22 protein-coding genes and 1 tRNA gene are annotated in these 23,369 nt (G+C 66.8%); 3 read left to right on the forward strand and 20 right to left on the reverse strand.

Annotation, left to right across the window (positions count from 1 at the left end; translation table 11 throughout):
* Positions 1 to 47 precede the first annotated feature (47 nt).
* Positions 48 to 1,349 carry a DUF2130 domain-containing protein gene (locus tag EHV23_RS13915; RefSeq protein ID WP_125096593.1) on the forward strand — a complete coding sequence of 434 codons (1,302 nt, stop codon included), beginning with the start codon at positions 48 to 50 and terminating at the stop codon, positions 1,347 to 1,349.
* A 142-nt stretch (positions 1,350 to 1,491) separates the two neighbouring features.
* Here EHV23_RS13915 and EHV23_RS13920 read toward each other — a convergent pair.
* The 20 genes from EHV23_RS13920 to EHV23_RS14010 all read right to left on the reverse strand — a co-directional run bounded on the left by EHV23_RS13920 (position 1,492) and on the right by EHV23_RS14010 (position 18,989).
* A protein-coding gene (locus EHV23_RS13920) for an IS3 family transposase (protein WP_125096502.1) occupies positions 1,492 to 3,062 on the reverse strand; the annotation gives its coding sequence in 2 pieces (ribosomal slippage) (positions 1,492 to 2,615 and positions 2,615 to 3,062; 1,572 coding nt in all).
* Between the two features lie 121 nt (positions 3,063 to 3,183).
* Entirely contained in the window at positions 3,184 to 3,552 is a 369-nt protein-coding gene (locus EHV23_RS16675; RefSeq protein WP_125096594.1) for a DUF2335 domain-containing protein, read from the reverse strand.
* Positions 3,476 to 3,745, reverse strand: a complete 270-nt coding sequence (locus tag EHV23_RS15360) for a hypothetical protein (protein ID WP_158615989.1) — start codon at positions 3,743 to 3,745, stop codon at positions 3,476 to 3,478. Before EHV23_RS15360 ends, EHV23_RS16675 begins: the two co-directional genes overlap by 77 nt.
* A gap of 69 nt (positions 3,746 to 3,814) precedes the next feature.
* Positions 3,815 to 3,890 (reverse strand) — tRNA-Lys (locus EHV23_RS13930).
* A 305-nt stretch (positions 3,891 to 4,195) separates the two neighbouring features.
* On the reverse strand, positions 4,196 to 5,020 hold the full coding sequence (ybgF, locus tag EHV23_RS13935; protein WP_125096595.1) for a tol-pal system protein YbgF: 825 nt from the start codon (positions 5,018 to 5,020) through the stop codon (positions 4,196 to 4,198).
* A gap of 42 nt (positions 5,021 to 5,062) precedes the next feature.
* Positions 5,063 to 5,641 carry a peptidoglycan-associated lipoprotein Pal gene (gene pal, locus EHV23_RS13940; protein ID WP_125096596.1) on the reverse strand — a complete coding sequence of 193 codons (579 nt, stop codon included), beginning with the start codon at positions 5,639 to 5,641 and terminating at the stop codon, positions 5,063 to 5,065.
* A gap of 27 nt (positions 5,642 to 5,668) precedes the next feature.
* On the reverse strand, positions 5,669 to 6,946 hold the full coding sequence (tolB, locus tag EHV23_RS13945; protein WP_125096887.1) for a Tol-Pal system beta propeller repeat protein TolB: 1,278 nt from the start codon (positions 6,944 to 6,946) through the stop codon (positions 5,669 to 5,671).
* 14 nt (positions 6,947 to 6,960) lie between these two features.
* Positions 6,961 to 8,073 carry a cell envelope integrity protein TolA gene (gene tolA / locus EHV23_RS13950; RefSeq protein WP_125096597.1) on the reverse strand — a complete coding sequence of 371 codons (1,113 nt, stop codon included), beginning with the start codon at positions 8,071 to 8,073 and terminating at the stop codon, positions 6,961 to 6,963.
* 19 nt (positions 8,074 to 8,092) lie between these two features.
* On the reverse strand, positions 8,093 to 8,563 hold the full coding sequence (locus EHV23_RS13955) for an ExbD/TolR family protein (RefSeq protein WP_125096598.1): 471 nt from the start codon (positions 8,561 to 8,563) through the stop codon (positions 8,093 to 8,095).
* Between the two features lie 2 nt (positions 8,564 to 8,565).
* Positions 8,566 to 9,252: a protein TolQ gene (gene tolQ / locus EHV23_RS13960; RefSeq protein WP_125096599.1), complete on the reverse strand. Its 687-nt coding sequence runs from the start codon at positions 9,250 to 9,252 to the stop codon at positions 8,566 to 8,568.
* Positions 9,253 to 9,340: 88 nt separating this feature from the next.
* Positions 9,341 to 9,796 carry a tol-pal system-associated acyl-CoA thioesterase gene (gene ybgC, locus EHV23_RS13965; protein WP_125096600.1) on the reverse strand — a complete coding sequence of 152 codons (456 nt, stop codon included), beginning with the start codon at positions 9,794 to 9,796 and terminating at the stop codon, positions 9,341 to 9,343.
* 87 nt (positions 9,797 to 9,883) lie between these two features.
* Entirely contained in the window at positions 9,884 to 10,912 is a 1,029-nt protein-coding gene (ruvB, locus tag EHV23_RS13970; RefSeq protein WP_125096601.1) for a Holliday junction branch migration DNA helicase RuvB, read from the reverse strand.
* 3 nt (positions 10,913 to 10,915) lie between these two features.
* Positions 10,916 to 11,500, reverse strand: a complete 585-nt coding sequence (gene ruvA / locus EHV23_RS13975) for a Holliday junction branch migration protein RuvA (protein WP_125096602.1) — start codon at positions 11,498 to 11,500, stop codon at positions 10,916 to 10,918.
* Between the two features lie 258 nt (positions 11,501 to 11,758).
* Positions 11,759 to 12,268, reverse strand: a complete 510-nt coding sequence (ruvC, locus tag EHV23_RS13980) for a crossover junction endodeoxyribonuclease RuvC (protein WP_125096603.1) — start codon at positions 12,266 to 12,268, stop codon at positions 11,759 to 11,761.
* A gap of 3 nt (positions 12,269 to 12,271) precedes the next feature.
* Complete coding sequence (gene purH, locus EHV23_RS13985; protein ID WP_125096604.1) at positions 12,272 to 13,882, reverse strand: bifunctional phosphoribosylaminoimidazolecarboxamide formyltransferase/IMP cyclohydrolase; 1,611 nt, start codon at positions 13,880 to 13,882, stop codon at positions 12,272 to 12,274.
* Between the two features lies 1 nt (position 13,883).
* Complete coding sequence (locus tag EHV23_RS13990; protein ID WP_125096605.1) at positions 13,884 to 14,141, reverse strand: helix-turn-helix domain-containing protein; 258 nt, start codon at positions 14,139 to 14,141, stop codon at positions 13,884 to 13,886.
* Positions 14,138 to 15,166: a tRNA dihydrouridine synthase DusB gene (gene dusB / locus EHV23_RS13995; RefSeq protein WP_125096888.1), complete on the reverse strand. Its 1,029-nt coding sequence runs from the start codon at positions 15,164 to 15,166 to the stop codon at positions 14,138 to 14,140. Before dusB ends, EHV23_RS13990 begins: the two co-directional genes overlap by 4 nt.
* Before the next feature lie 422 nt (positions 15,167 to 15,588).
* On the reverse strand, positions 15,589 to 17,040 hold the full coding sequence (locus tag EHV23_RS14000; RefSeq protein WP_125096606.1) for a Rossmann-fold NAD(P)-binding domain-containing protein: 1,452 nt from the start codon (positions 17,038 to 17,040) through the stop codon (positions 15,589 to 15,591).
* Between the two features lie 161 nt (positions 17,041 to 17,201).
* Complete coding sequence (murU, locus tag EHV23_RS14005; protein ID WP_125096607.1) at positions 17,202 to 17,912, reverse strand: N-acetylmuramate alpha-1-phosphate uridylyltransferase MurU; 711 nt, start codon at positions 17,910 to 17,912, stop codon at positions 17,202 to 17,204.
* 12 nt (positions 17,913 to 17,924) lie between these two features.
* Positions 17,925 to 18,989 carry an aminoglycoside phosphotransferase family protein gene (locus tag EHV23_RS14010; RefSeq protein ID WP_125096608.1) on the reverse strand — a complete coding sequence of 355 codons (1,065 nt, stop codon included), beginning with the start codon at positions 18,987 to 18,989 and terminating at the stop codon, positions 17,925 to 17,927.
* 307 nt (positions 18,990 to 19,296) lie between these two features.
* Between EHV23_RS14010 and EHV23_RS14015 the strand changes: the two genes are divergently transcribed.
* Positions 19,297 to 21,648: an LPS-assembly protein LptD gene (locus EHV23_RS14015; protein WP_125096609.1), complete on the forward strand. Its 2,352-nt coding sequence runs from the start codon at positions 19,297 to 19,299 to the stop codon at positions 21,646 to 21,648.
* Between the two features lie 46 nt (positions 21,649 to 21,694).
* Positions 21,695 to 23,251 (forward strand): peptidylprolyl isomerase, encoded by a 1,557-nt coding sequence (locus EHV23_RS14020; protein ID WP_125096610.1) that lies wholly within the window; start codon positions 21,695 to 21,697, stop codon positions 23,249 to 23,251.
* The last annotated feature ends 118 nt before the right edge of the window (positions 23,252 to 23,369 follow it).

Here is a 23,369-nt window from a genome sequence, read left to right on the forward strand (position 1 = left end):
GTGGCGCTCTCCGGTTTTTTCTTTTCACGCTTTCTGCTGCATTTGCCATGTCCGAACCCACCATCACCTGTCCCAATTGCCATACCACGGTGCGGCTGACCGAATCGCTGGCGGCGCCCCTGGTGGCGGCCACCCGCGAGCAGTACGAGCGGCAGCTGGCGGCCAGGGATGCCGACTTTGCCCAGCGCGAGGCGCAGCTGCAGACGCAGGCCAAAGCCATGGCCGAGCGCGAGACGGCGCTTGCCGAGCAGACCCGCCAGCTGCAGGCGCAGGTGACCGAACAGGTGGAGACAAGGCTGCGCACCGAGCGTGAGCGTGTGGTGGCGGAGGAGGCACGCAAGGCAAAGGCGGCGGCGGCCGATGAGCTGGCCGCAGGCCGAAAGGCGCTGGCCGAGCTGCAGGAGGTGCTGAAGGCGCGTGATGCGAAGCTGGCCGAGGCGCAGCAGGCCCAGGCCGACATGCTGCGCAGGCAGCGCGAGCTGGAGGATGCCCGCCGGGAGCTGGATCTGACGGTGGAGAAGCGTGTGTCGGAAGGGCTGGAGGCGGTACGCGGCAAGGCCCGGCAGGAGGCCGAGGAAAGCCTGCGCCTGAAGGTGGTGGAGAAGGACCAGATGATTGCCTCGATGCAGCAGAAGATTGCCGAGCTGAAGCAGCGGGCCGAACAGGGCTCGCAGCAGCTGCAGGGCGAGGCGCAGGAGCTGGATCTGGAAAACACCCTGCGCCAGCGCTTTGCGTTCGACACCATCGACCCGGTGCCAAAGGGCGAGTTCGGCGGTGATGTGCTGCACACGGTGCTGAGCCAGAGTGGCCAGGTGGCGGGACGGATCCTGTGGGAATCGAAGCGCACGCGCAACTGGAGCGAGGGCTGGCTGGAGAAGCTGCGCAACGACCAGCGGGCGGCCAAGGCGGACGTGGCCATTCTGGTCAGCCAGGCGCTGCCGAAGGAGATCGAGACCTTCGATGTGCGGGAAGGGGTGTGGGTGACGGGGCCGCGAACGGCGCTGGCGGTGGCCAACCTGCTGCGCACGTCCATTCTGCAGGTGCATCAGACCCGGCTGGCGGGGGAGGGGCTGCAGGGCAAGGCCGAACTGGTGTATCAGTACCTGACCGGACCGCATTTCCGGCATCGGGTCAGCGCCATTCGCGAAGCTTTCGATGCCATGCAGGATGATCTGGACAGGGAACGCAAGGTGATCCAGAAACAGTGGGCCAAGCGTCAGGCGCAGATCGACCGGATGGTGGCCGGCATGACCGGCATGTATGGCGATCTGCAGGGCATTGCGGGGGCGCAGCTGCCGGAAATCGAGGGGATGGGGTTCGAGGCGCTGGAGGGGCCGGAGGAGGAGTGACCCCTTATCCAGCGAAACAGATTCAATGCCTGTCCTTGTTGCGGCTTTCCACTGATTTTTGCTGGAAGAAGCTGGCAATGGTTCCCGCGAGGGTAGAGCACAGCATGGCAATCGGTGAAAGTCAAGGCAGTTGTCCGATGGATCATGCAGCCACCTGTCCGTTATCGCGCGGATTGATGGCTGCCTGAGCCACGCTGTCACGCTCCGGGTTGAGCGTGACCCTCGTGATGGGTTGCCAGTTGCGGGTATTGCCCGACCAGCGTGATGGTGTCTGGCTGCGCGCCATCTCGTACAGACGGTGCCGGGCCTGCAGAATGTCCACGTCCTGTCCGCAATGTCGCTGGCTCGGCGTCACGTAGCCAATCCGGCTGTGCCGGTGCTCGTCGTTGTACCAGGCCACGAACCGGTGCCCCCACTGCCGAGCCTCATCCAGACTGGCCACACCACCCGCAGGGAACTCCGGCCGGTACTTGGCCGTCTTGAACAGCGCCTCCACAAATGCATTGTCGTCCGAGACGCGCGGCCGCGAGTAGGAGGGCCGGATACCCAGCCAGTTCAGCATGGCCAGTACCGTGGTGGCCTTGAGCGTGCTGCCATTGTCACCGTGCAGCACCGGACGCTGAGGTTTTGCATGAATATCTTCCGAGAGCGCCACACGCCTGAGCAGCCGCACGGCATGCTCGGCGCTGTCCTGCTCATGGATCTCCCAGCCCACGATCTTGCGGCTGTACAGGTCCATGATCAGGTACAGGTAAAACCACTGGCCCCGGACCTTGCTGGGCAGGTACGTCATGTCCCAGCACCAGACCTGACCCGGTGCGGTGGCCACGTGTGTGGTGGGAGGACGATGTCTGGCAGGGGAACGAGCCCGCCCCCTGCGACGGTTCTGCCCGGCTGCACGCAGCACGCGCTGAAAGCTCGATTCGCTGGCGATGTAGACGCCCTCATCGGCCAGCATCGGCACGATGCGTGCCGGTGGCAAGTCGGCAAAGCGGGGGGCGTTGGCAGTGGCCAGCATGAGCGCTTTCTCTTCCTCGGTCAGTGCGTGGGCCGGCCGGGGCCGGCTGGACGTGGGACGCCCATCAGGCAGGACCTGGCCGTCCTCTGTGCGCCAGCGCTGCAGGGTTCTGGCCGTGATGCCAGCGACCTTGCAGGCCGGCACAAGCCGGGCTCCGGCTGCATGGGCCTCGTCGATGTGCCGGACGATGATTCGGCGATCTTCCAGGGCTGTCATGTGTCCCCGCCCCCGTCCGGATGGAAGATCGCATCCAACTTTTTTTGCAGAACCAGCAACGCAGTGGTCTCGGCCAGCGCCTTCTCCTTGCGCCTCAAATCCCGCTCCAGCTCCTTGACCCGGCGCCGGGTGGCCTGGGTGACGCGCTGCACCTTCTGTGAGGCCTCTTCCGGGTTTTCAAGGGAATGGGTGGCTGTCTCTCGCCACAGCTCCAGTTCCTGGGGATAGATGCCTTTCTCGCGGCACCAGGCGTTGCGGCTGGCCTCGTCCATCGCTGCCGTGGCAATGATGGCCTGCATGCGTGCAGCCGGCGTCCAGATGCGCTCCTTGTCGGGCGCCGCCAGCGCAGCGGCACGCCACCGTTCCAGCGTTGCTGCCGAGATGTGCAGCTCCTGCGACACCACGTCCACCGGAGCGCTCTCCGGTGGCAGCAGTCTGGCCACTGCCCTGTCCTTGAATGCCTTTCCGTATCTGGCCACGTTCCTTGTCCTGTTTCGCCCTCGGGTTATGGAAGTCTATACATCGGACACCTATTCTGCCTCATAGGGCAATTGCCAGGGTATCTTTGTCCAGATACGCGAAAAATCCTGCGAGCATGTATCACCCTGCTATCAGGCTGTAGGCCATCCAGTGGACGCGCCTGTTGTCTTCTTGCTGCAGGCGCAACGCGGTATTCTGAATGTCCCGGGCGTGGGCTGAGTCCTGTTCAAATACGCGTAATATCCGTTCGGGAGCGTCAGGGATGACCTCGCCATAGCCCCTGAAAATATCTGGATGTGGGATGGGGCCTTGATAAAGCTCTCCCCGCGCCAGCTCCCGAACTCTTTCAGAAACGGGAACCTGGCCAGGAAGGATGTGGGAGATCTCCGCAAGTTCCTGTTGTGGCGTAAAACTATTTGACTCGCGATACGGACGGGCTTGCGGCGAAGTACCCGATTGTTGACCTGTCTTTCTCTTCGCTCTTGCCATCTTTCACGACCTTATGGGAAGTCGAAATTTCTGTATCGACGGCTTCAATGGCCTGGGCCAGGCGGGCGCCAACCTGTTTCCAGTTTCGATGCATCATCATAGATGGCGATGAGCGAACCATGAAGCGGCTGTAATCGCTGGGTTTCAACGAGAAGACTTCAGGAATCGCACCGATAACTTTGTAGGCTTTCATGACGCTCTCCTGTTTTCGAAAAAAAAAGCACTTACGACGTTTCCGAGGTAAGTGCTTTTCTCAAAAAACTGGTGGGTCGTGTAGGGCTCGAACCTACGACCAACGGATTAAAAGTCCGCTGCTCTACCAACTGAGCTAACGACCCAAAATAAAAACTTGCAAACCGTTAGCTGCTGTCTGCAAGTCGTTCGCTGCGTTTGTCGATCAGCGAATAAACAGCATGATATCAGGGCTTTTTGGGCTTTGCAAGCCCTGCCCGAAAAATTTTTGGATGGGGCTCGATTCGCTCCGGTGCTGTGTGGACCGGTCGTCATCCATCGGCGGCAGCGTTGCAGCCGACCGGGCTTGCCCCGGGACTGCGTGGGCAGGTCACACGGGTGAAACGCCTGCCGGATGGAACCAGCTGGCCGGGCCAGATGATGCAGGGAGAATGAGACCTGCCCAATTGCCTCAAAGCCCCTTGAGACGTTCCTTCGCCGCGTTGGCAGCGCCACTGCCGGCAAATTCCCGCGTGATGCGCGTGAAGGTCTGGCGGGCGGCCCTGTCGTTGCCGGCGTCGGACTGGGCATTGCCGATCAGCAGCAGGGCGTCGGCCGTGCGTGGCCCGTCGGGGAAGCGCTTGATGAGGTCCTGCAGGGTGCTGATGGCCGTTTTGTAACTGCCCTGGGCATACTGGGCGCCACCCTGCCAGTAGAGGGCCGTGGGCAGGTACGGGCTTTCGGGGTGGGCCTTGGCAAAGGCGGCAAAGGCCTGGTCGGCGGCCTTGAAGCTGCTCTTGCGGAACAGGCCCAGGGCTTCGTCGAATTCCCGCTTCTCGGTCTGTTCGACCGTGAACTTGCGGCCATCGACCGTCACCTCCACCGGTTCGAAGCGCTTGAGGCGCGAGTCGATGTCGGCCGAGGCAGTCTGCTGGTTTTTCTGCGCTTCCTGCAGCTGGTTGAGGGCATCTTCCAGCTGGCCACGCAGCTGGGCCACTTCCTGGCGCAGGCTGTCGATGTCGTTCTGGCGCGAGAGGCCGGCCTTCTGGCTGACCTCCAGCCGGCCCAGGCGCTGCTCGATGTCGTTCTGCTTGCGGGACAGCTCGTTGAGCTGGCGGGAGAAGTCGCGCTGCAGGCCATCGACCTTGGTACGCAGGTTCAGGACGGCCTGCCGTGCCTCGTCGTCGCCGAAGATGGCGGCGTGGGCGGGCAGGGCGGCCAGCTGCAGGCTGGTGCCCAGCAGCAGGGCCAGCGCCGTGGCCTTGAGGGGGGCGGGGCGGGTGCGCAGAAGCATCATGGTCGGTTCCAGAGGGGGCGGCCGGGGAAGCCGGGCGCCGTATCAGCGGTACTTGATGTCGACGCGGCGGTTTTGCGAACGGGCAGCGTCATCGGTGCCCTGGGCACGGGGCTTCTCTTCGCCGAAGCTGATGGATTCCATCTGGTTCTCGTCCACGCCGAGGGTGCTCAGGGCACGGCGCACGGCATCGGCACGTTTCTGGCCGAGGGCGAGGTTGTATTCGCGGCTGCCGAATTCGTCGGTGTTGCCTTCCAGCACGACATGCTTGTCACGATGCTGGGACAGGTAGTTGGCATGGGCCTCGACGATGCCCTGGTACTCGGGCAGGATGGCGAAGCTGTCGAATTCGAAGAAGATGTCGCGCTGGGCCAGCGGGCTGTTCGGGTCGTTGAGCGGATCGGCGTTGGGATCCTGCCCTTCGATGGGGGTGATGTCGTGGCCGTTGACGCCATTGGCGTTGCCGCCGTTCATGCCGTTGGCATCGGCGTTCTGGCTGGCTTCGTCGGCGGGGCTGACCTGGTGCTCTTCGGACTCACCCAGGTCGACCGATGTGCAGCCGCTCAGGATGGCAAGGCCCAGCCCCAGGCTGAGCAGACGGCGTTTGTTCAGGGAGGAAAACATCGGTGGGCTCCTGTTGATTTGAAATTATTACCAGGTGAACGGGCCCCAGGCGGGCTCGCGCACGTTGCCGGTGTCGCTGGACAGGCGCTGCTTGATGCGTCCGTCGACGGAGACGGCCATCAGGTACTCACGGCCGCCGGCGCGGGTGGTGTACATGACCCACTGGCCGTTCGGGGAGAAGCTGGGTGATTCTTCCTCGCCGGTGTCGGTGAGGAGCTTCTCTTCGCCGCTTTCGAGGTTCTTGAGGGCGATGAGAAAACGCCCGTCGCGCTGGGTGACGTAGGCCATGTTGCGGCCATCGGGACTCATGCGCGGCGAGACATTGTAGGACGAGCCGAAGGTGACCCGGGTGGCGGCACCGCCGGTGGCGGGCATGCGGTAGATCTGCGGGGCACCGCCGCGGTCGGAGGTGAAGTAGAGGAACTTGCCGTCGGGCGAGTACACCGGCTCGGTGTCGATGCTGCTGGACTGGGTGAGCCGGCGCGCGCTCTGGCCGCCCTCGGCACTGACCTGGTAGATCTGCGAACCGCCGTCGCGGGTGAGGGTGACGGCCAGGTTGCGGCCGTCGTGCGACCAGGCCGGGGCACTGTTGCTGCCCTTGAACTGGGCCACGGCCCGGCGCTGTCCGGTGGCCAGGTCATGCACGTAGACCACGGGTTTCTGCGTTTCGAACGAGACGTAGGCCAGCCGCTTGCCGTCGGGCGACCAGGTGGGCGAGATGATGGGTTCGGTGGCGTTGAGGGCAGTCTGGACGTTCTGCCCGTCCCAGTCGGCCACGTTGAGGCGGTAGCGGTTGCCCTGCTTGCTCACGAAGGCGATGCGGGTGGAGAAGATGCCCTTGATGCCGGTGAGCTTCTCGTAGACGGTGTCGGCGATGCGGTGACCCGCCAGGCGCACGTCGTTCTCGCCGGCCGTCATGGTGGCCTCGGACAGGACCGACTGGCGGATGGTGTCGGCCAGCTTGTAGCGGAATTCGACCCGCGCGTTGGCCACCGGGTTGACCGAGCCGACGAGGATCGAGTCGGCACCCTGGCTGCGCAGGGCGCTCATGTCGAGTGGGGTGTTCTCGCTGTACGAGCCGGTGACGTTGACCAGCCGGAACATGCCGCTGCGCTTGAGATCGTCACCGATGACGGTGTCGAGCGTGCGGGGCAGCGAGCCGGTGCCCGCAAAGGGCGCCAGGGCGAGGGGTACCTGGCGGGCACCCACGCCACTGACGTCGATCCGCATGGTCTGCGCGTACAGGGGTGTGGTCAGCCCCAGGGCGATGGCCAGGGTACCAAGATGGAATGCGCGTCTGTTCATCATTCGATTATGACTCAATCCTGTGGGCCGTGATGGATTTCCAGGGTGGTCTCACAGCTGCCGGTTTTCGGGCAGGGGAAGGGGTCGGTACGCCGGATGGCCCGTTCGGCGGCACTGTCCCAGGCGCCGTTGCCGCTGCTCTGCTTCAGCTTGACATCCAGCACCTTGCCGCTGGCGCTGAGGCGGACATCGAAGACGGCCTGCGGGTTGCCCGACACGTACTGGGTGAACGTGGTGTTGCCGCGGATGGCCGAGCTGACGCGGGCGGCATAGCCGGCATCGCGGGAGCCGCTGGTGCTGCCGTGGACGGTGGTGCTCTCGGCATCACCGGCCTGGCTGAGCAGGGCCGACACGGCGGCCTTGCGGCGGGCCTCGGCTGCCTTGCGCTGCTGGGCGGCCTTTTCGGCGGCTGCCTTTTCAGCGACGGCCTTCTCTTCGGCTGCCTTGCGTGCCGCCTTTTCCTTCTCGGCCTTTTCCTGCGCGGCCTTTTCCTCGGCCAGCTTGCGCTGACGGGCCTCTTCCTGCTGTTTCTTCCGGGCTTCCTCGCGCTGTTTCTCTTCGGCGGCCCTGCGCTCGGCTTCTTCCCGCTCGCGGCGGGCCTGTTCCTCGGCCCTGCGCTTTTCTTCCGCCTGGCGTTTCTGTTCGGCCTGGCGTTTTTCTTCCTGCTGGCGGGCGCGTTCACGCTCGCGGGCCTCGGCTTCCTGACGCTGCTTCTCTTCCTCGGCCTTGCGGCGCTTCTCTTCTTCCCTGCGGGCCTCGGCGGCCTTGCGCTCGGCCTCTTCCTTCGCCTTCGCGATGGCGATGGCCGGGTCGGGCTGCTGGGCAGCGGTGGGCTCCGGTTCGGGAGCAGGTGCGGCTTTGGGCGCCGGCGTGGGGGCCGGCGCTGGAGGTTCGGGCGCGGGCTGGGGTTCGGGCTGTGCCTGCTGCTGGACCTCTTCGGGCGACGGCAGGTCTTCCATCGGGATCCAGAGTTCGGCCTGCACCACCTCGGGCTGTGGCTGCTGCCAGCTGATGCCGACGAACAGCAGCACGCCCAGCCCTGCGTGCATCAGCAGGGCGAGCAGGAAGGACAGCAGGCTGTGCGCGTTGCTGCCCTGGAGGGTGGGATCGGCGTGCTGTCTGGCCATGCGCGCGAAGGAAGTGGAATCAGGAGGCGCGGGCGGCGCCGGACCGTGGCTTGACCATCAGGCCCACGCGCGAGACACCCTGCTGCTTGATGTCACCCATCACCTCGAGGATGGTTTCGTAGCGGACCTGCTTGTCGCCACTGATGACGACCGGCTGGCCCCGCAGGCCCTGCTCCTCGCTGCTGGCCAGCAGCTGCTTGAGTTCGCCGGCCAGTTTGTCGCGGGTGACCTCGATTTCGTGCGAACCGGGCTGGTTGCGGGGCTGCAGCGTGAGCTTGCCGTCGGCCGCCACCTGCACCTCGATGTAGGGTTCGGGCTGGCGTGGGGTGGCGTCCACGGTGGGCAGGTCGATGGTGCTGGTGGGCACGAAGGGCGCGGTGACCATGAAGATCACCAGCAGCACCAGCATCACGTCGATGTAGGGGACGACGTTGATGTCACTGACCAGGCGCTTGCCGCGCCCGCGACGACGGGTAGGGGTGGCAGGCATGATCAGCGGGCGTGACGGTCGAGGATGTTCGAGAACTCGTCGATGAAGGTCTCGAAACGGTTGGCCAGGCGCTCGATTTCATAGGCGTAGCGGTTGTAGGCCACCACGGCCGGAATGGCGGCAAAGAGACCGATGGCGGTGGCCACCAGTGCCTCGGCAATGCCCGGGGCGACGGAGGCCAGGGTGGCCTGCTGCACGTCGGCCAGGCCGCGGAAGGCGTTCATGATGCCCCAGACGGTGCCGAACAGGCCGATGTACGGGCTGACCGAACCGGCCGAGGCCAGGAAGGCCAACGACGATTCCAGTGCGTCCATTTCACGCTGGAAGGCGGCGCGCATGGCGCGGGAGGCGGGGGCCAGCACGACATTGCTGGCATCGGCACCGCCCGTGGCGCCGTTCTGGCGGGCACGGCGGAACTCCTTCATGCCGGCCTCGAAGATGCGGGCCATGGGGCCGGGATCCTTGCTGGCGTGGGAGACTTCCTGATAGAGGGCGTTGAGTTCGGCCCCCTGCCAGAACTTTTCTTCGAAGCGGTTGGTGGCGCGCTGCGCCGACTTGATGGTGAACCACTTGCGGAAGATGATCGTCCACGACACCAGGGAGATCACCAGCAGCAGGGCCATGACCGCCTGGGCCAGCACGCTGGCGTTGGTGATCATGGACAGGATCGAGAGGTCTTGGGCGTTCATCGGGAAAATCGGTTGGGTCCTGTGAAAGGCTCAGAACGTCTGAGCCGGGATATTCGCCGACAGGCGCACGTCAGGCGCGTGCACCGGGTCAGGGTGTGCCCGGGTCTGCCGGCAGGGACATGGCGTGGCTGCGCAGCCGGTTGAACACCTCGTCCGGCAGCGGGGCCGGGCGCATGGTGGCCAGCTCGACGCAGGCGATCTGGACGGGGCCGGAGACCAGCAGGCTGCCATCGGCCCGGTTGCGGGCACGGTGCTGGAGCCGGATCGAGGCGCGGCGGATGTCCAGGGCCGGATCGGTCAGGCAGGTGTCGACGGCGAGCAGGTCGTCCAGCCGGGCCGGGCGGTGGTACTCGATGGCACAGCGGCGCACGACCAGCGCAAGACCATTCTGGGCAGCCAGCCGCTGGTGGTCGACGCCCTGCGCGCGCAACCAGTCGCTGCGCGCACGCTCGAAGAACCGGAGGTAGTTTGCGTAGTAGACGATGCCACCCGCGTCCGTGTCTTCGTAGTAGACCCGGACATCGATTGAATGCAGTTGTATCACGGAGCGATTCTAACTGGCCTGTTGCAGCTCTGCCGCACTGGCCCGCATGCCGCTGTGGTATCGGCGCCACCCGGCTGGAAGCGGGGCTCAGTCCCCGGCCTTATCGCTGCTGGGCACGGGCAGCCCGAAGTGCTCCCAGGTGGTGGCGGTGACCATGCGGCCGCGCGGGGTGCGCTGCAGCAGGCCCTGCTGGATCAGGTAGGGTTCGATGACATCCTCGATGGTGTCGCGCACCTCGCCGATGGCCGCCGCCACGTTGTCCAGACCGACGGGGCCGCCGCCGAAGCGCTCGATGATGACCTGCAGCAGCTTGCGGTCCATGATGTCGAGGCCGATGGCGTCCACATCCAGCATGCCCAGGGCGTCATCGGCCACCGGGCCGGTGATGCGGCCGTCGGCGCGGATTTCGGCGTAGTCGCGCACGCGGCGCAGCAGCCGGTTGGCGATGCGGGGGGTGCCACGGGAGCGGCGGGCGATCTCGTTGGCCCCGTCTTCGGCAATGTCGGCGCCCAGCAGCCGGGCCGAGCGCTGCACGATGGCCTGCAGCTCGTCGATCTCGTAGAACTCCAGGCGCGACACGATGCCGAAGCGGTCGCGCAGCGGGTTGGTCAGCATGCCGGCGCGGGTGGTGGCGCCCACCAGCGTGAAGGGCGCGATGTCCAGCTTGATGGAACGGGCCGCCGGTCCCTCGCCGATCATGATGTCGATCTGGAAATCTTCCAGCGCGGGGTAGAGGATTTCTTCCACCACCGGCGAGAGGCGGTGGATCTCGTCGATGAACAGCACGTCGTTGCGGTCCAGCCCGGTCAGCAGTGCGGCCAGATCACCGGGGCGCTCCAGCACGGGGCCGGAGGTCTGCTTGAGGTTGACGCCCATCTCGGCGGCGATGATGTGCGCCAGTGTGGTCTTGCCCAGCCCGGGCGGGCCGAACAGCAGCACGTGGTCCAGTGCCTCCTGCCGGCGCCGGCTGGCCTCGATGAAGATGTCGAGCTGCTGGCGAATCTTGCGCTGCCCCACATAGTCGGCCAGCTTGCGCGGGCGGAGCGCTTTTTCCAGCTGTTCTTCCTGCATCGAGGCCGGGGCGGCGTCGATCAGGCGGTCGTGTTCGATGGGCATGGCTCAGTTCTTCCCCAGCCCTTTCAGGGCCTGCCGGATGCCATCCTTGACGCTGATGTCCTCGGGCAGGCGACTGACGGCAGCGGCCGATTCCTTCTCGGAATACCCCAGGGCCACCAGGGCGCGCAGGATGTCGCCGCTGCTGGAGAAGAGGACACCGCCGCCGCCCTGGGCTGCCTCGGCCACCGGCGCCAGCTTGCCCTTCAGTTCGAGCAGCAGGCGCTCGGCGGTTTTCTTGCCCACGCCGGGCACGCGGGTGAGGCGGCCGGTTTCCTGTTCGGCCACGGCCCGGGAGAGGTCGTCGACACTCAGCCCCGACAGCACGGCCAGCGCCATGCGCGGCCCGATGCCCGACACCTTGATGAGGGCGCGGAAGGCCGTGCGCTCGCCTTCGGTGAGAAAACCGTAGAGCAGCTGGGCGTCTTCCCGCACCACCAGGTGGGTGACCAGTGTGACGGGCTGGCCGGCCGGCGGCAGGTCATAGAGTGTGCTCATGGGCACCGAGATTTCATAGCCCACGCCATGGGCGTCGACCAGAATGTCGGGTGGATTGACGTGCACCAGGGTGCCGTGGATGCGACCGATCATGGCAGGATGGAATACCGGATGGAATGCCGGGAGGCTGAGACTGGCATTTTACACAGTGCCGGACTGAAGTGGTCGTTCGGCCGATGGGCGACGGTGATTTTTCGCGTCATGCGACACGGCGCGTGCGAATGTATATGGGCCACATCCTGTATGGGCCACATCCCGGCAGCCGGTGATGCGTTGCCAGTGTCAGCGGCACGACAACCGGGGATGTACATGGGCCATGCCCGCATGCTGCCATGCGGGCTGCCGGATGTATCAGAGTACCCGCCCGGAGCGCAGGCTGCGTCCCAGGCTGCCGATGACGGGGCCGCCATGATTGTGGCAGATGGCGCAGGCCAGTGCGTCGGCCGCGTCGGTGGAGGGTACGCCGGGCAGCGACAGCAGGCGTTTGACCATTTCCTGCACCTGCTCCTTGGTGGCGCGGCCATAGCCCACCACGGCCTGCTTGATCTGCAGGGCGGTGTACTCGTGCACCTTCATGCCACTCGTGACCAGTGCCCCCAGGGCGGCGCCGCGGGCCTGGCCCAGCATCAGCGTGGACTTGGGGTTGACGTTGACGAAGACGATCTCGCACACGGCCACGGTGGGCCGGTACTCACGCACCAGCTCGACGATGCCCTGGTGCAGGCGGCCGATCCGCTCGGGCAGGTGTCCTTCGCCCGAACGGATGACGCCACTGGCCACATAGCGCATCGCGTCGCCCCGGGTGTCGATCAGGCCGAACCCGGTGGCGCGCAGGCCGGGGTCTATGCCCAGGATGCGCATGGATCAGTGGCGGAAGTGGCGCACGCCGGTGAACACCATGCACACGTCGCGCTCGTTGGCGGCGTCGATCACCTCCTGGTCGCGCATCGAGCCACCCGGCTGGATGACGGCCGTGGCACCGGCATCGACCACCACGTCCAGCCCGTCGCGGAACGGGAAGAAGGCGTCGGACGCCACCACCGAACCGCGCAGGTCCAGTCCGGCATTCTCCGCCTTGATCGAGGCGATGCGGGCCGAGTCCACCCGGCTCATCTGGCCGGCGCCGATGCCCAGCGTCTGGCCGTTGTTGCAGTAGACGATGGCGTTGGACTTCACGTAGTGGCACACCTGCCAGGCAAACAGCAGGTCGGCCAGCTGGCGCGGGGTGGGCTGGCGCTCCGTGACCACCTTCAGGGCGCTGGCCTGCAGACGATGCTCGTCCGGCGCCTGCACCAGCAGGCCGCCGCCGACGCGCTTGAGGTCGAGCCGGTTGCTGGCGTGGGCCATCGGGATCTCCAGCAGGCGCACATTGGGCTTGCCCTTCATGATGGCCAGTGCATCTTCGGAGAAGCCCGGTGCCAGCAGCACCTCGACGAACTGCTTCGACAGGGCCTGGGCCGTGTCGCCGTCCACCGGCCGGTTGAAGGCGATGATGCCGCCGAAGGCCGAGGTGGGGTCGGTGGCAAAGGCCAGCCGGTAGGCCTGCAGCGTGGTGTCACCCACCGCCACACCGCACGGATTGGCGTGCTTGATGATCACGCAGGCCGTCTGTTCGAACGATTTGACGCACTCCCAGGCGGCATCGGCATCGGCGATGTTGTTGTACGACAGCGCCTTGCCCTGCAGCTGGTGGAAGGTGGCCAGCGAACCGGCCGCAGGCGTGGCCTCGCGGTAGAAGGCGGCGTGCTGGTGCGGGTTCTCGCCATAGCGCATGGGCTGCACCTGCTCGAACTGCAGCGTGAGGGTGCGCGGCAGCGGAGCCTTTTCGCCGCTGGTGGCAATGGCCGACAGATGGTTGGCCACGGCGCCATCGTACTGGGCGGTGTGGCCATAGGCCTTGACGGCCAGGCCGAAGCGGGTGGGACCATCGACGGCTTTCTGTGTCTGCAGCTGTGCCAGCACGGTGGCGTAGTCGGCTGGATCGACCACCACCGTCACGCCGGCGTGGTTCTTGGCTGCCGCGCGCAGCATGGCCGGGCCGCCGATGTCGATGTTCTCGATGGCCTCGTCCAGCGTCACGTCCGGACGGGCCACGGTCTGCTGGAACGGATAGAGGTTGACGGCCAGCAGGTCGATGCGGCCGATGCCGTGTTCATCCAGTGCCTGCATGTGGCCGGGCAGATCACGCCGGGCCAGCAGGCCACCGTGCACCTTCGGGTGCAGTGTCTTGACGCGGCCGTCGAGCATTTCCGGAAAACCGGTGTAGTCCGACACCTCGATGACTGGCACGCCGTTGTCGGCCAGCAATTTGGCCGTGCCGCCGGTGGAGAGGATTTCCACGCCCAGTGCGTGCAGGCCGCGGGCAAATTCCAGCACCCCCGTCTTGTCGAACACGCTGAGCAGCGCGCGCGTGACCGGGGCAGGGGGCAGATCGGCGGGTTTGTTCACCCCGCTGGCGTGCACCTTGATCGACATGTCAGTTTCCTCCTTGGCTGTTGAGCAGACCGTAGGTCGAGAGCTTCTTGCGCAGTGTGTTGCGATTGATGCCGAGCATGGCCGAGGCACGCAGCTGGTTGCCGCCTGCGTGGCGCATCACCACTTCGAGCATGGGTTTCTCCACGGCCGACAGGACCATGGCGTAGATCAGGCCGGGTTGCGTGTTGTCCAGATCCTCGAAGTATTTTTCGAGGTTGAGGGTCACGGCTTCCTGCAGGGTCATCGGGGGTTTGTTCATGATGCTTGGGTGTCTCCCTGATCGATGCCGTTGTCCAGGCAGGGCGCGCGATCGGCGAAGTAGCGTTCGAGCAGACGAACCTGTTCGTCGGCCTGCTCACAGGTGTTGATGGCTTGACGCAGCGCCTCGGTGGCTGCGTCCGGACGGCTGCCCGCCAGCGCCTGCAGATACCAGGCGATGTGCTTGCGGGCCGAGCGCACGCCGGTGAATTCTCCGTAGAAACGGTAGTGATCGTCCAGATGCGCCAGCAGCACATCGCGCACCTCGCGCCACGTGGGGGCGGGCAGATGCGTGCCGTGGGCCAGAAAATGGTCCACCTCGCGGAAGATCCACGGCCGGCCCTGGGCGGCACGACCGATCATCACCGCGTCGGCACCGGTCTGCGCCAGTACGTCACGGGCCTTTTCGGGGGAATCGATGTCGCCATTGGCCACCACCGGAATGCGCACGGCCGCCTTGACCTCGCCGATGGTGGCGTAGTCCACCGGCCCATGGTAGCGGCAGGCCCGGCTGCGGCCATGCACGGTGATCATCACGGCGCCGGCCGATTCGGCGGCACGGGCCAGCTGCACGGCGTTGCGGTGGTCCGGGTCCACCCCGGTGCGCATCTTGACGGTGACCGGCACCGGCACGGCACTGACCACCGCCTCGATGATCCGCACGGCCAGCGGCTCGTTGCCCATCAGGGCGGAGCCGGCAAACACGTTGCAGACCTTCTTGACCGGACAGCCCATGTTGATGTCGATGATCTGCGCACCGCGCTCCACGTTGAAGCGGGCGGCCTCGGCCATCATGGCCGGATCTGCCCCGGCGATCTGCACGGCCTTCGGTTCCATTTCGCCGGCATGGTCGATGCGGCGGGCCGTCTTGACGCTGTGCCAGAGCTGCGGGTTGGACGCCGCCATTTCCGATACCGCATAACCGGCCCCCAGCCGCTTGCACAGCTGGCGGTACGGCCGGTCGGTCACGCCGGCCATGGGAGCCACCAGTGCACGGTGCGGCAGCGCATACGGGCCGATGTGCAGCGGCGCGGGCTGGCGGGATGCAGGGTGGGCGGACAGGGACGACATGACGCAGGAAGAGGCACGCAGCGGGCGTGCCGGCGAAAACGGGCAAAAGCGCGCAGAAGGCGCGGGGATGGGCAGCCGGAAAGGGCAGGACGGCCCCTGTGGGCGGCTGGCCTGCCCCGCGCGAGCAGCAGGCGGGGGCGCGATGATACCGCAAGCGCGGCGGCAGGTCTGCGTGCAGGGTGATTTTTCGGTCAGCCTTCGGTCGACCCCGCTGCGCAGGGCGCCCTGTCAGCAGACGGCCGCAGGCTGCCGTCCGGGGACGAAGGCCATGCCCGACACGCCGGCACTATCGACGGCAAGCCGGAGTCACCCGCCCGGGGACGACTGCGTTCATGACACACCCCGGCCACGGCACCCAAGCCCTATTATGGACCTGTTCACCCCGGAGAGCCCGCCCGCCGGGCCTGCAGCGGCTGCCGGTGCCCGAACACCAGCGCCCGGGCCAGCGGCATGCGCAGGGCGGGTGCCACGTGCATGGCACCCAGCAGTGCCGACTGCACCCGGCTGGCGATGGGCCAGCCAAAGCTGTGGGCCAGCAGGTCGGTGCCCTGGATGGTGAGGGTGCGGTCGCGGCGGCGGGCCTGCGCGTAGGCCTGCAGCGCCCGGTCCACTGCCGGGCCGGGCACGGCTGGCCCCTGTGTGTTTGGCCCCTGTACGGCTGCATCCGGCATGGTGGCCCCGCATGTCGTTTCGCCTGTATCCGTGTCCGGAACGTGCGCCGTCGTGGAACCGGATGACGTGGGCGCTTGCGTGCCCGCCTGCAGACTGGCCCAGGCATCGCCCAGGCACTGGGCCAGCGTGAACGCATCGCGCAGCCCCAGGTTCAGCCCCTGGCCGGCCACCGGATGCAGCGCCTGTGCGGCGTTGCCGATCCACACCTCGTCGGGCGCCACGATGTTGTGCCGGCTCGTCCGGGGCAGGGGCACGGCCACGGCCGGTGTGACCACCTGCAGTGACCCGAAGTGCTCCCGGTGCCGGTGCCAGTGTCGCGCCCCCAGGGTCTGGCGCAGTGCCTCGCGCAGCTCGAGCGTCAGCGCGTCGGTGGACAGTGCTGCCCGCCGCCGGCTTTCGGGGGCCGCGTCGCTCCAGACCACCGTGTAGCGTGTGCCGGCCGTGCGCGTGGCGGGTGCACCAGCCGCGCTGCCCGCAGCGGGTGTGCCGGGTGCAGCGTGCATGCTGGCTGCAGAGGGCGCGACGCCCGCCGCAGCCGCAGCAGAATCCGCGGCGGTACTGCCGGCGAGTGCCCCGGGCGCCAGCGTGGGGGCAGGCAGCAGTGCCAGCGGGCCGTTTGGCCGAAAGCATTCGAAGGCCGTGCGTTGCGTGCCGTTCACCTGCACCTCGAACAGCAGCCCCGCCTGACCGCTGTCGCGGACATCGAAGGCGCTGGCATCCCGCTGGTCGGGCGGCGGCATGCCACCGGCGTGCACCCGCAGGTCCGGGTAGGCAAAGGCCGGATCGTCCGGCGAGGCGAAGGCGTGGCGTTCCGCCGCCTCGTGCAATCGTCCGATCAGCTCTTCCCATACCACCACCCAGCCCAGGGCCGGCAGCGGAAAATCGGTCTGGCGGATGGTGGTGTGACCACTGCGGCCGCCCTGGAAGATTTCCACCGTGTCGATCTGCCCGGCCGGTGGCAGCGGAATGAGCCGTGCCAGCAGTTGCCGGGATCCTTCCGACAGCGCCAGTGCGCGCCGGGGGGCATCGGCCGGCAGGATGCTGGTGGCCTGCCGGTTCAGGGGCAGGGCGATCTGCTGCGCGGGAATGCCGGCGCGTACCATCCAGAGGGCCGTGGCCAGTGCCACCGGCCCGGTACCTTCGATCCGTACATGCATGGTTTGTGGTCTCCAGGTTGTCTCAGCGCGTGTGGTGGACTCATCCCATCCCTGCGCTGGCATCTGCGGCGTGCAGGCAGGGCACCACCGGCAGCGTACGGCTGGGGGGTACCCCAGGAAACCCACCTGTGTGTTGGGTGGGTTTTCGTGTGGATGGGCCTTCAGGCTGCCAGCAGCCGGTCCAGCTCGGCCAGCCGCTCCGGCGTGCCGATGTCGAACCAGCGCCCCGTGTGGCGTGTGCCCAGTGCGTGGCCCGTCTCGATGGCCAGTTCCAGCAGCGGCCGCAGGGGCGCACGCATGCCGTCGGCCATGTGGCTGAACATGGCGGGCGAGAACACGCCGATGCCCGCATAGGTGACGCCGGTGGCCGTGGTGCCGGCATTGGGCAGCAGGTGCAGCCGGCCATCGTCCAGCAGAAAATCGCCCCGTGGATGATGGGGCGGGTTGTCCACCATCAGGCACCAGCAGTCGGCGTCGTTGCCGTCCAGCCGTTTGGCGGCTGCGACCAGCTGGTCGTAACCGGCATCGCTCCACACGTCGCTGCTGATCACCGCAAAGGGCGCATTGGCGGGCTCACCCTCGGTGAGCAGCGGCAGCGCCCGGGCAATGCCGCCGGCGGTTTCCAGTGCCTCGGCCTCGGCCGAATACTGCAGCCGCAGACCGAAGGCCGAGCCATCTCCCAGGGCCTCCGGAATCTGCTCGCCCAGCCATGCGTGATTGATGACCACTTCCCTGAATCCGGCGGCCGCCAGTTTTTCCAGATGCCAGACGATCAGTGGCTTGCCGCCCGCCTTCAGCAGCGGTTTGGGGGTGTGGTCGGTGAGGGGGCGCATCCGTTCGCCGCGCCCCGCAGCCAGCAGCATGGCTTTCATGCGGATACCTGCTCAGAATGTATAACGATGATCGGCTGAAATGCCCTCGATTTTCTCGAACAGCCGGCACAGCGGTGCCAGCTCGTCATAGCGGCGCAGTGCCACGTGCACATAATGCGCCACCAGCGGCATGTCGTTCAGGTAGGCCGCCTTGCCGTCGCGGTAGTTCAGGCGTGCAAAGATGCCCAGCACCTTCAGGTGGCGCTGGATGCCCATCCATTCGAAATCGCGGTAGAAATCGCTGAAATCGGCCGGCACCGGCAGTCCGGCGGCGCGTGCGTGCTCCCAGTGGCGGATGCACCAGTCCAGCACCTGTTCCTCGTCCCAGCGGATGTAGGCATCGCGCAGGATCGACACCAGATCGTAGGTCATCGGCCCATACACGGCATCCTGAAAATCCAGCACGCCGGGCAGGCGGGGTTCGTCCAGCACCATCAGGTTGCGGCTGTGCCAGTCGCGGTGCACATACACCTGCGGCTGGGCCAGCACATTGGCCAGAATCCTGTCGAAGCCGTCGTTCAGCACCTGCCGTTCCTTCTCCGTCAGCGTGATGCCCTTGTGGCGGCTGATGTACCAGTCCGGATACAGCATCAGCTCGCGCAGCAGCAGTGCCCGGTCGTACTCGGGAAAGACGCCGGGCTGGCTGGCCAGCTGCAGCTTCACCAGCGCCTCGCTGGCGGCACCGTACAGGCGCGGCGCCGTCTGTGCATCCAGCACCGACAGGTAGGTCTGGTTGCCCAGATCGCCCAGCAGCAGAAAACCCTGCGCCACATCGGCCTCCAGCACGCCCGGCACCGTCAGACCGGCCGCACCGAACACCTGGTCGGCGTGCACGAAGGGGCGGCAGTCTTCCTGTGGCGGCGGGGCGTCCATGACGATCAGGCTGCCCTGTGGCGAAGTGGCGGTCAGCCGGAAGTAGCGCCGGAAGCTGGCATCGCTGGAGGCGGGGGCCAGCGAGGCGATGTCCAGTCCGTACGTGGCCGGCAGCCCGGCCAGCCAGGTCTTCAGTGCCTGCAGGCGCCCGTCACGGGCGGGGGATGCATTGGAGGAGGCGGGGGAGGCAGGCGTGTCGGGCATCGGCAGGGAGGGGGTGATGGGAAAAAGACGTCGGAACCATGGCTGAACTGGTGCAGAAAGGCAGACACGTCAGCCATCATGGCGCAGGCCGCCGCGTGCTGCAGGCTGTGCTGATCGCCCGCATGCAGTACGCAGACAACGGTTCCTGTGCGCGGCGACTGGCAGACCACACGAATTTTCATCCGGGGCAGAAAGCCGGGCCACTGCGCTGCAGCGTGCTCCCTATAATAGACAATCCCACCCCTTTCTTCTGCCGTAACCCACCGGAGCCATCGTGCCTGTGTCGCTTCCAGACTGCACTTTCCGTATGACCGCGCTGGCCCTTGCCGTCTCGGCCGCGCTTGCCAGTGCCTGGCCTGCCCGAAGCTGGGCGGCCGATGCAGACGGTACCGGCAGGGGGCAGGTCGCGTCCCAGAGCCGCCGGGGCGGGCGTGCCGGGGCGCCCCGCCAGCCCGTCGACCAGCCGGTCGACCTGCAGCTGGCGCCGGCGCTGGACCTGCCGCTCACCACGCAGGAAAAACGCGAGCTGCCCGTCTTCGGCAGTTCGCAGCGCATGACCACCCAGCCCACGCAGAACGGCCCGGTCACCATCTTCGAGGGGGAGGCCGAGCTGCGCAAGATCGGCACCTCGCTGTCGGCCCGGCGCATCGAGTACTGGCGCGACCTGCAGCGGGTCGATGCCGTGGGGGATGTGACCATCGAACAGGCCGGCACCCGGGTGGCCGGTCCGCGCCTGCAGCTGCAGCTCGACAGCGGCAAGGGCAGCTTCGAATCGCCCACCTACGACCTCACCACCGTGGGTGTGCGGGGCCAGGCCAACCGCATCGACTTCGAGGGCAGCAAGCTCATGCAGCTCTTCAACGGCAGCTTTACCAGCTGCAAGCCCGACAACGAGGCCTGGCGGCTGGAGGCCCGGCAGCTGGACCTCGACCTCGAACGGGCCCGGGGCTATGGCAAGGACGCCCGCTTCAAGGTGCGTGACCACACCCTGCTGCGCATGCCGGTGGTGATGTTTCCGCTCAACGACGCCCGGCAGAGCGGCTTTCTGTTCCCCACCGTGTCGATCAACTCGCGCTCGGGCCTGGGCGTCACTGCGCCGTACTACTTCAACCTGGCACCCAACTACGACCTGACCGTCTCGCCGCAGATCACCACCCGGCGCGGCATCCGGCTGGGCAACGAATTCCGCTTCCTCACGCGGCCGGCCCAGGGCAACGTGCGGCTCGACTACATCCCGCGCGACAGCGACACCAAACATGCCCGCCACTCCTACGAATCCACGGGGATCTTCTCCCGTGTTCTGGGCTGGAACGGGGCCTGGAACCTGCAGGGCGTGTCCGACGACAACTATTTCGTCGACTACTCCAACACCCTGATCGACGCCTCCGAGCGCTCGCTGCCGCGCGAGATGTACTTCACCCGCAGCATGGGCGACTGGAACATGATGGTGCGTGGCATCCGCTACCAGAACATCCTGGAGGCGCGCCTGGCGCCCCCGTACGAGAAGGTGCCGCAGCTGCAGTTCACCAACAACAAGGTGGATCTCGACGGCTTCGACCTCACCACGCTGGTGGACCTGACCCAGTTCCGCAACCCGCGTCCCGGGGCCGTGGAGGGTGCGCGGATGGTCGTCAACCCGCAGATCAGCTACCCCATCCAGGGCGGCGGCTGGTTCGTCACTCCCAAGCTGGGCCTGCACGCCAGCTACTATTCGCTCAACCGCGAATCCACCACCGGCCGCTCGATGTCGCGCGTGCTGCCCACCTTCTCGGTCGATTCGGGCATCGTGCTGGAGCGCGACAGCCGCTGGCTGGGCGAGGCCACCACGCAGACGCTCGAGCCGCGCCTCTTCTACGTGCGCACGCCGTACCGCAACCAGGATGACGTTCCCGTCTTCGACAGCGCGGCCACCGACCTCAGCTTTGCCCAGCTCTTCAGCGAGAACTCCTTCACCGGCCACGACCGCATTGCCGATGCCGACCACCTCACCGCCGCCCTGGTCAGCCGGCAGATCGAATCGGCCACCGGGGTCGAGCGCCTGCGCCTGGCCGTGGCCGAGCGCTTCTACTTCTCCAGCCAGGACGTGACCATTCCCGGCCAGCCGGTGCGGGTGGACCGCCGCTCCGACATCCTGCTGGCCGCGGGGGGCGACTTCCGGGGCGGCCACAGCGTCAACGCCGGGGTGCAGTACGCCATCAAGGACCGCCGTGTGCCGCGCCTCAACCTCAGCTACCGCTACCGCCCCGGTGGCCGCAAGCTGTTCAATGCCGGTGTGCGCTACCAGTCCAAGGAATACGCCCAGTGGGACACCTCGCTGGCCTGGCCCATTGCCAGCAACTGGACGGCGCTGGGCCGCATCAACTATTCCTTCCTGAAGCAGAATCCTGCCAACGCCAGCACGGCCACCACCAAACCGGGGCTGGTCGAGGGGCTGCTGGGCGTGGAGTACGCCGAGGACTGCTGGGCCGTGCGCGTGGTGGCACACCGCTTCGTCACCACCACCCACAAAACGTCCACGGTCGGCTATGTCCAGTTCGATCTGCGCGGGCTTGGCCACTTCGGGCAGGATCCGTTTGGTATATTGACCCGCAACATTCCCGGCTACAGCCTGCCCGACAACAACCTCGCACCGGCGGTGCGCTATTACGGATATGAATGACGCCAGCCGGCACGGCCCGGCTGGCCACGCCATGAGTCGACACCCCATGAGAAAAACTGCCGCCGGCAAGCCGGCACTGACCGTCCTTTCCCGAGCCCTGCTGTCTGCCCTGGTGTGCCTGCCGCTGATGGCCCACGCCCAGGGGCTGCGCGTACCGGGTGCCGGAGGCGAGGCCGGGGCATCGCCCTCGTCGCCCGGCAGCGGCGGATATGGCGGCGGCCTGTCCTCTCCGGCGGGCAATGGCACGTCCGGCCTGTTCGGTGGCAGTTCGTCCGGCAGCAGCACCCCTGACGATGCGGATGCCGACCGGCCGGCCGATGGCACCCAGCCGCTGGATGGCATCGTGGCCGTGGTCAACCAGGGGGTGATCACCGAAAGCGAGCTGCAGGCCCAGATGCACCTCATCGAAGGACGCATGGCCGCCACCCCTGGCGCGCCCACCCCGGCCCCCGACGAGCTGCGCCGGCAGGTGCTGGAGCAGATGATCCTGCAGCTGGCCCAGGAGCAGTACGCCGACGACTACGGCCTCAAGCCCTCCGCCGCCGAAGTGGACCGTGCCGTGGCCGACGTGGCCCAGAACAACGGCCTGTCCACCCAGCAGCTCGAAGAGCGGCTGAGAGGCGAGGGCGTCACCTTCGATGCCTTCCGCCGCCAGCTGGTGGCGGAAATCGTCGCGGCCCGCCTGCGCGAGCGTGAAACCGCCAGCAACGTCACCATCTCCGAGGGCGAGATCGATGCCGAGCTGGCCAAGAGCGGCAAGGTGGCCCAGCCCGAATACGACGTGCGCCAGATTCTCGTCAAGCTGCCCGAAAATGCCGACGCAAAGACCGTCGAACGCCAGCAGAAGCGCGCCGCCGACCTCGTGGCCAGGGCACGCAAGGGCGAGGACTTCGCCTCTCTGGCCCAGAACAGCTCCGATGCCGGTGATGCGGCCGGCGGTGGCGAGATCGGCTGGCGCAAGGCCGAACAGCTGCCCGGCCTGTTTGCCGACGCCCTGCGGACCATGAAACCGGGCGACGTGACCGACCCGATCCGCAGCCCGGCCGGCTTTCACATCCTGAAGCTGCAGGACAAACGCGCCGATGCGGCTGCCAGCACCGTGGAACTCATCCACGCCCGCCACATCCTGCTGCCGGTTTCGTCCCCCGAAAGCGAGGCCGAGGCCGAACGGCGGCTGTCGCTCTTCAAGCGTGACGTGGAGGCCGGCAAGGCCGACTTCGCCACCCTGGCAAAAGACTTTTCCAGCGACAGCTCGGCCAGCAAAGGGGGTGATCTGGGCTGGCTGTATCCGGGCGAGACGGTGCCCGAATTCGAACAGGCCCTGCAGGGCCTGCACGACGGCGAGATCAGCGAGCCGGTTCGCACCCAGTTCGGCGTGCACCTCGTACAGGTGCTGGGCCGGCGCACCGACACCGAATCGCCCGAACGCCTGCGCAACGCCGCCCGCCACAAGCTGCGCGAGGCCAAGGGGGGCGATGCCTACAACCAGTGGCTGCGCGAGCTGCGCGACCGCACCTATGTGGAATATCGCCACAAGAGCGATGCCGCCGCCCGCAACGATGCCGCGGCCCGGGGAGAAACCGCGGTCCGGAGCGGGTCGTGATGGTTCTGCAAATGCACGGCACGCATCCAGCGCGTGCTGTCGGCCTGATGGTTGTAGCGTGGTGGCCGTGGTGGCGGCGGCGTGATGATGGCGTGATGACGCCCGTTTGAGTGAAGCA

Origin of the sequence: Lautropia dentalis (assembly GCF_003892345.1) — a bacterium.
GTDB lineage: Bacteria > Pseudomonadota > Gammaproteobacteria > Burkholderiales > Burkholderiaceae_E > Lautropia > Lautropia dentalis.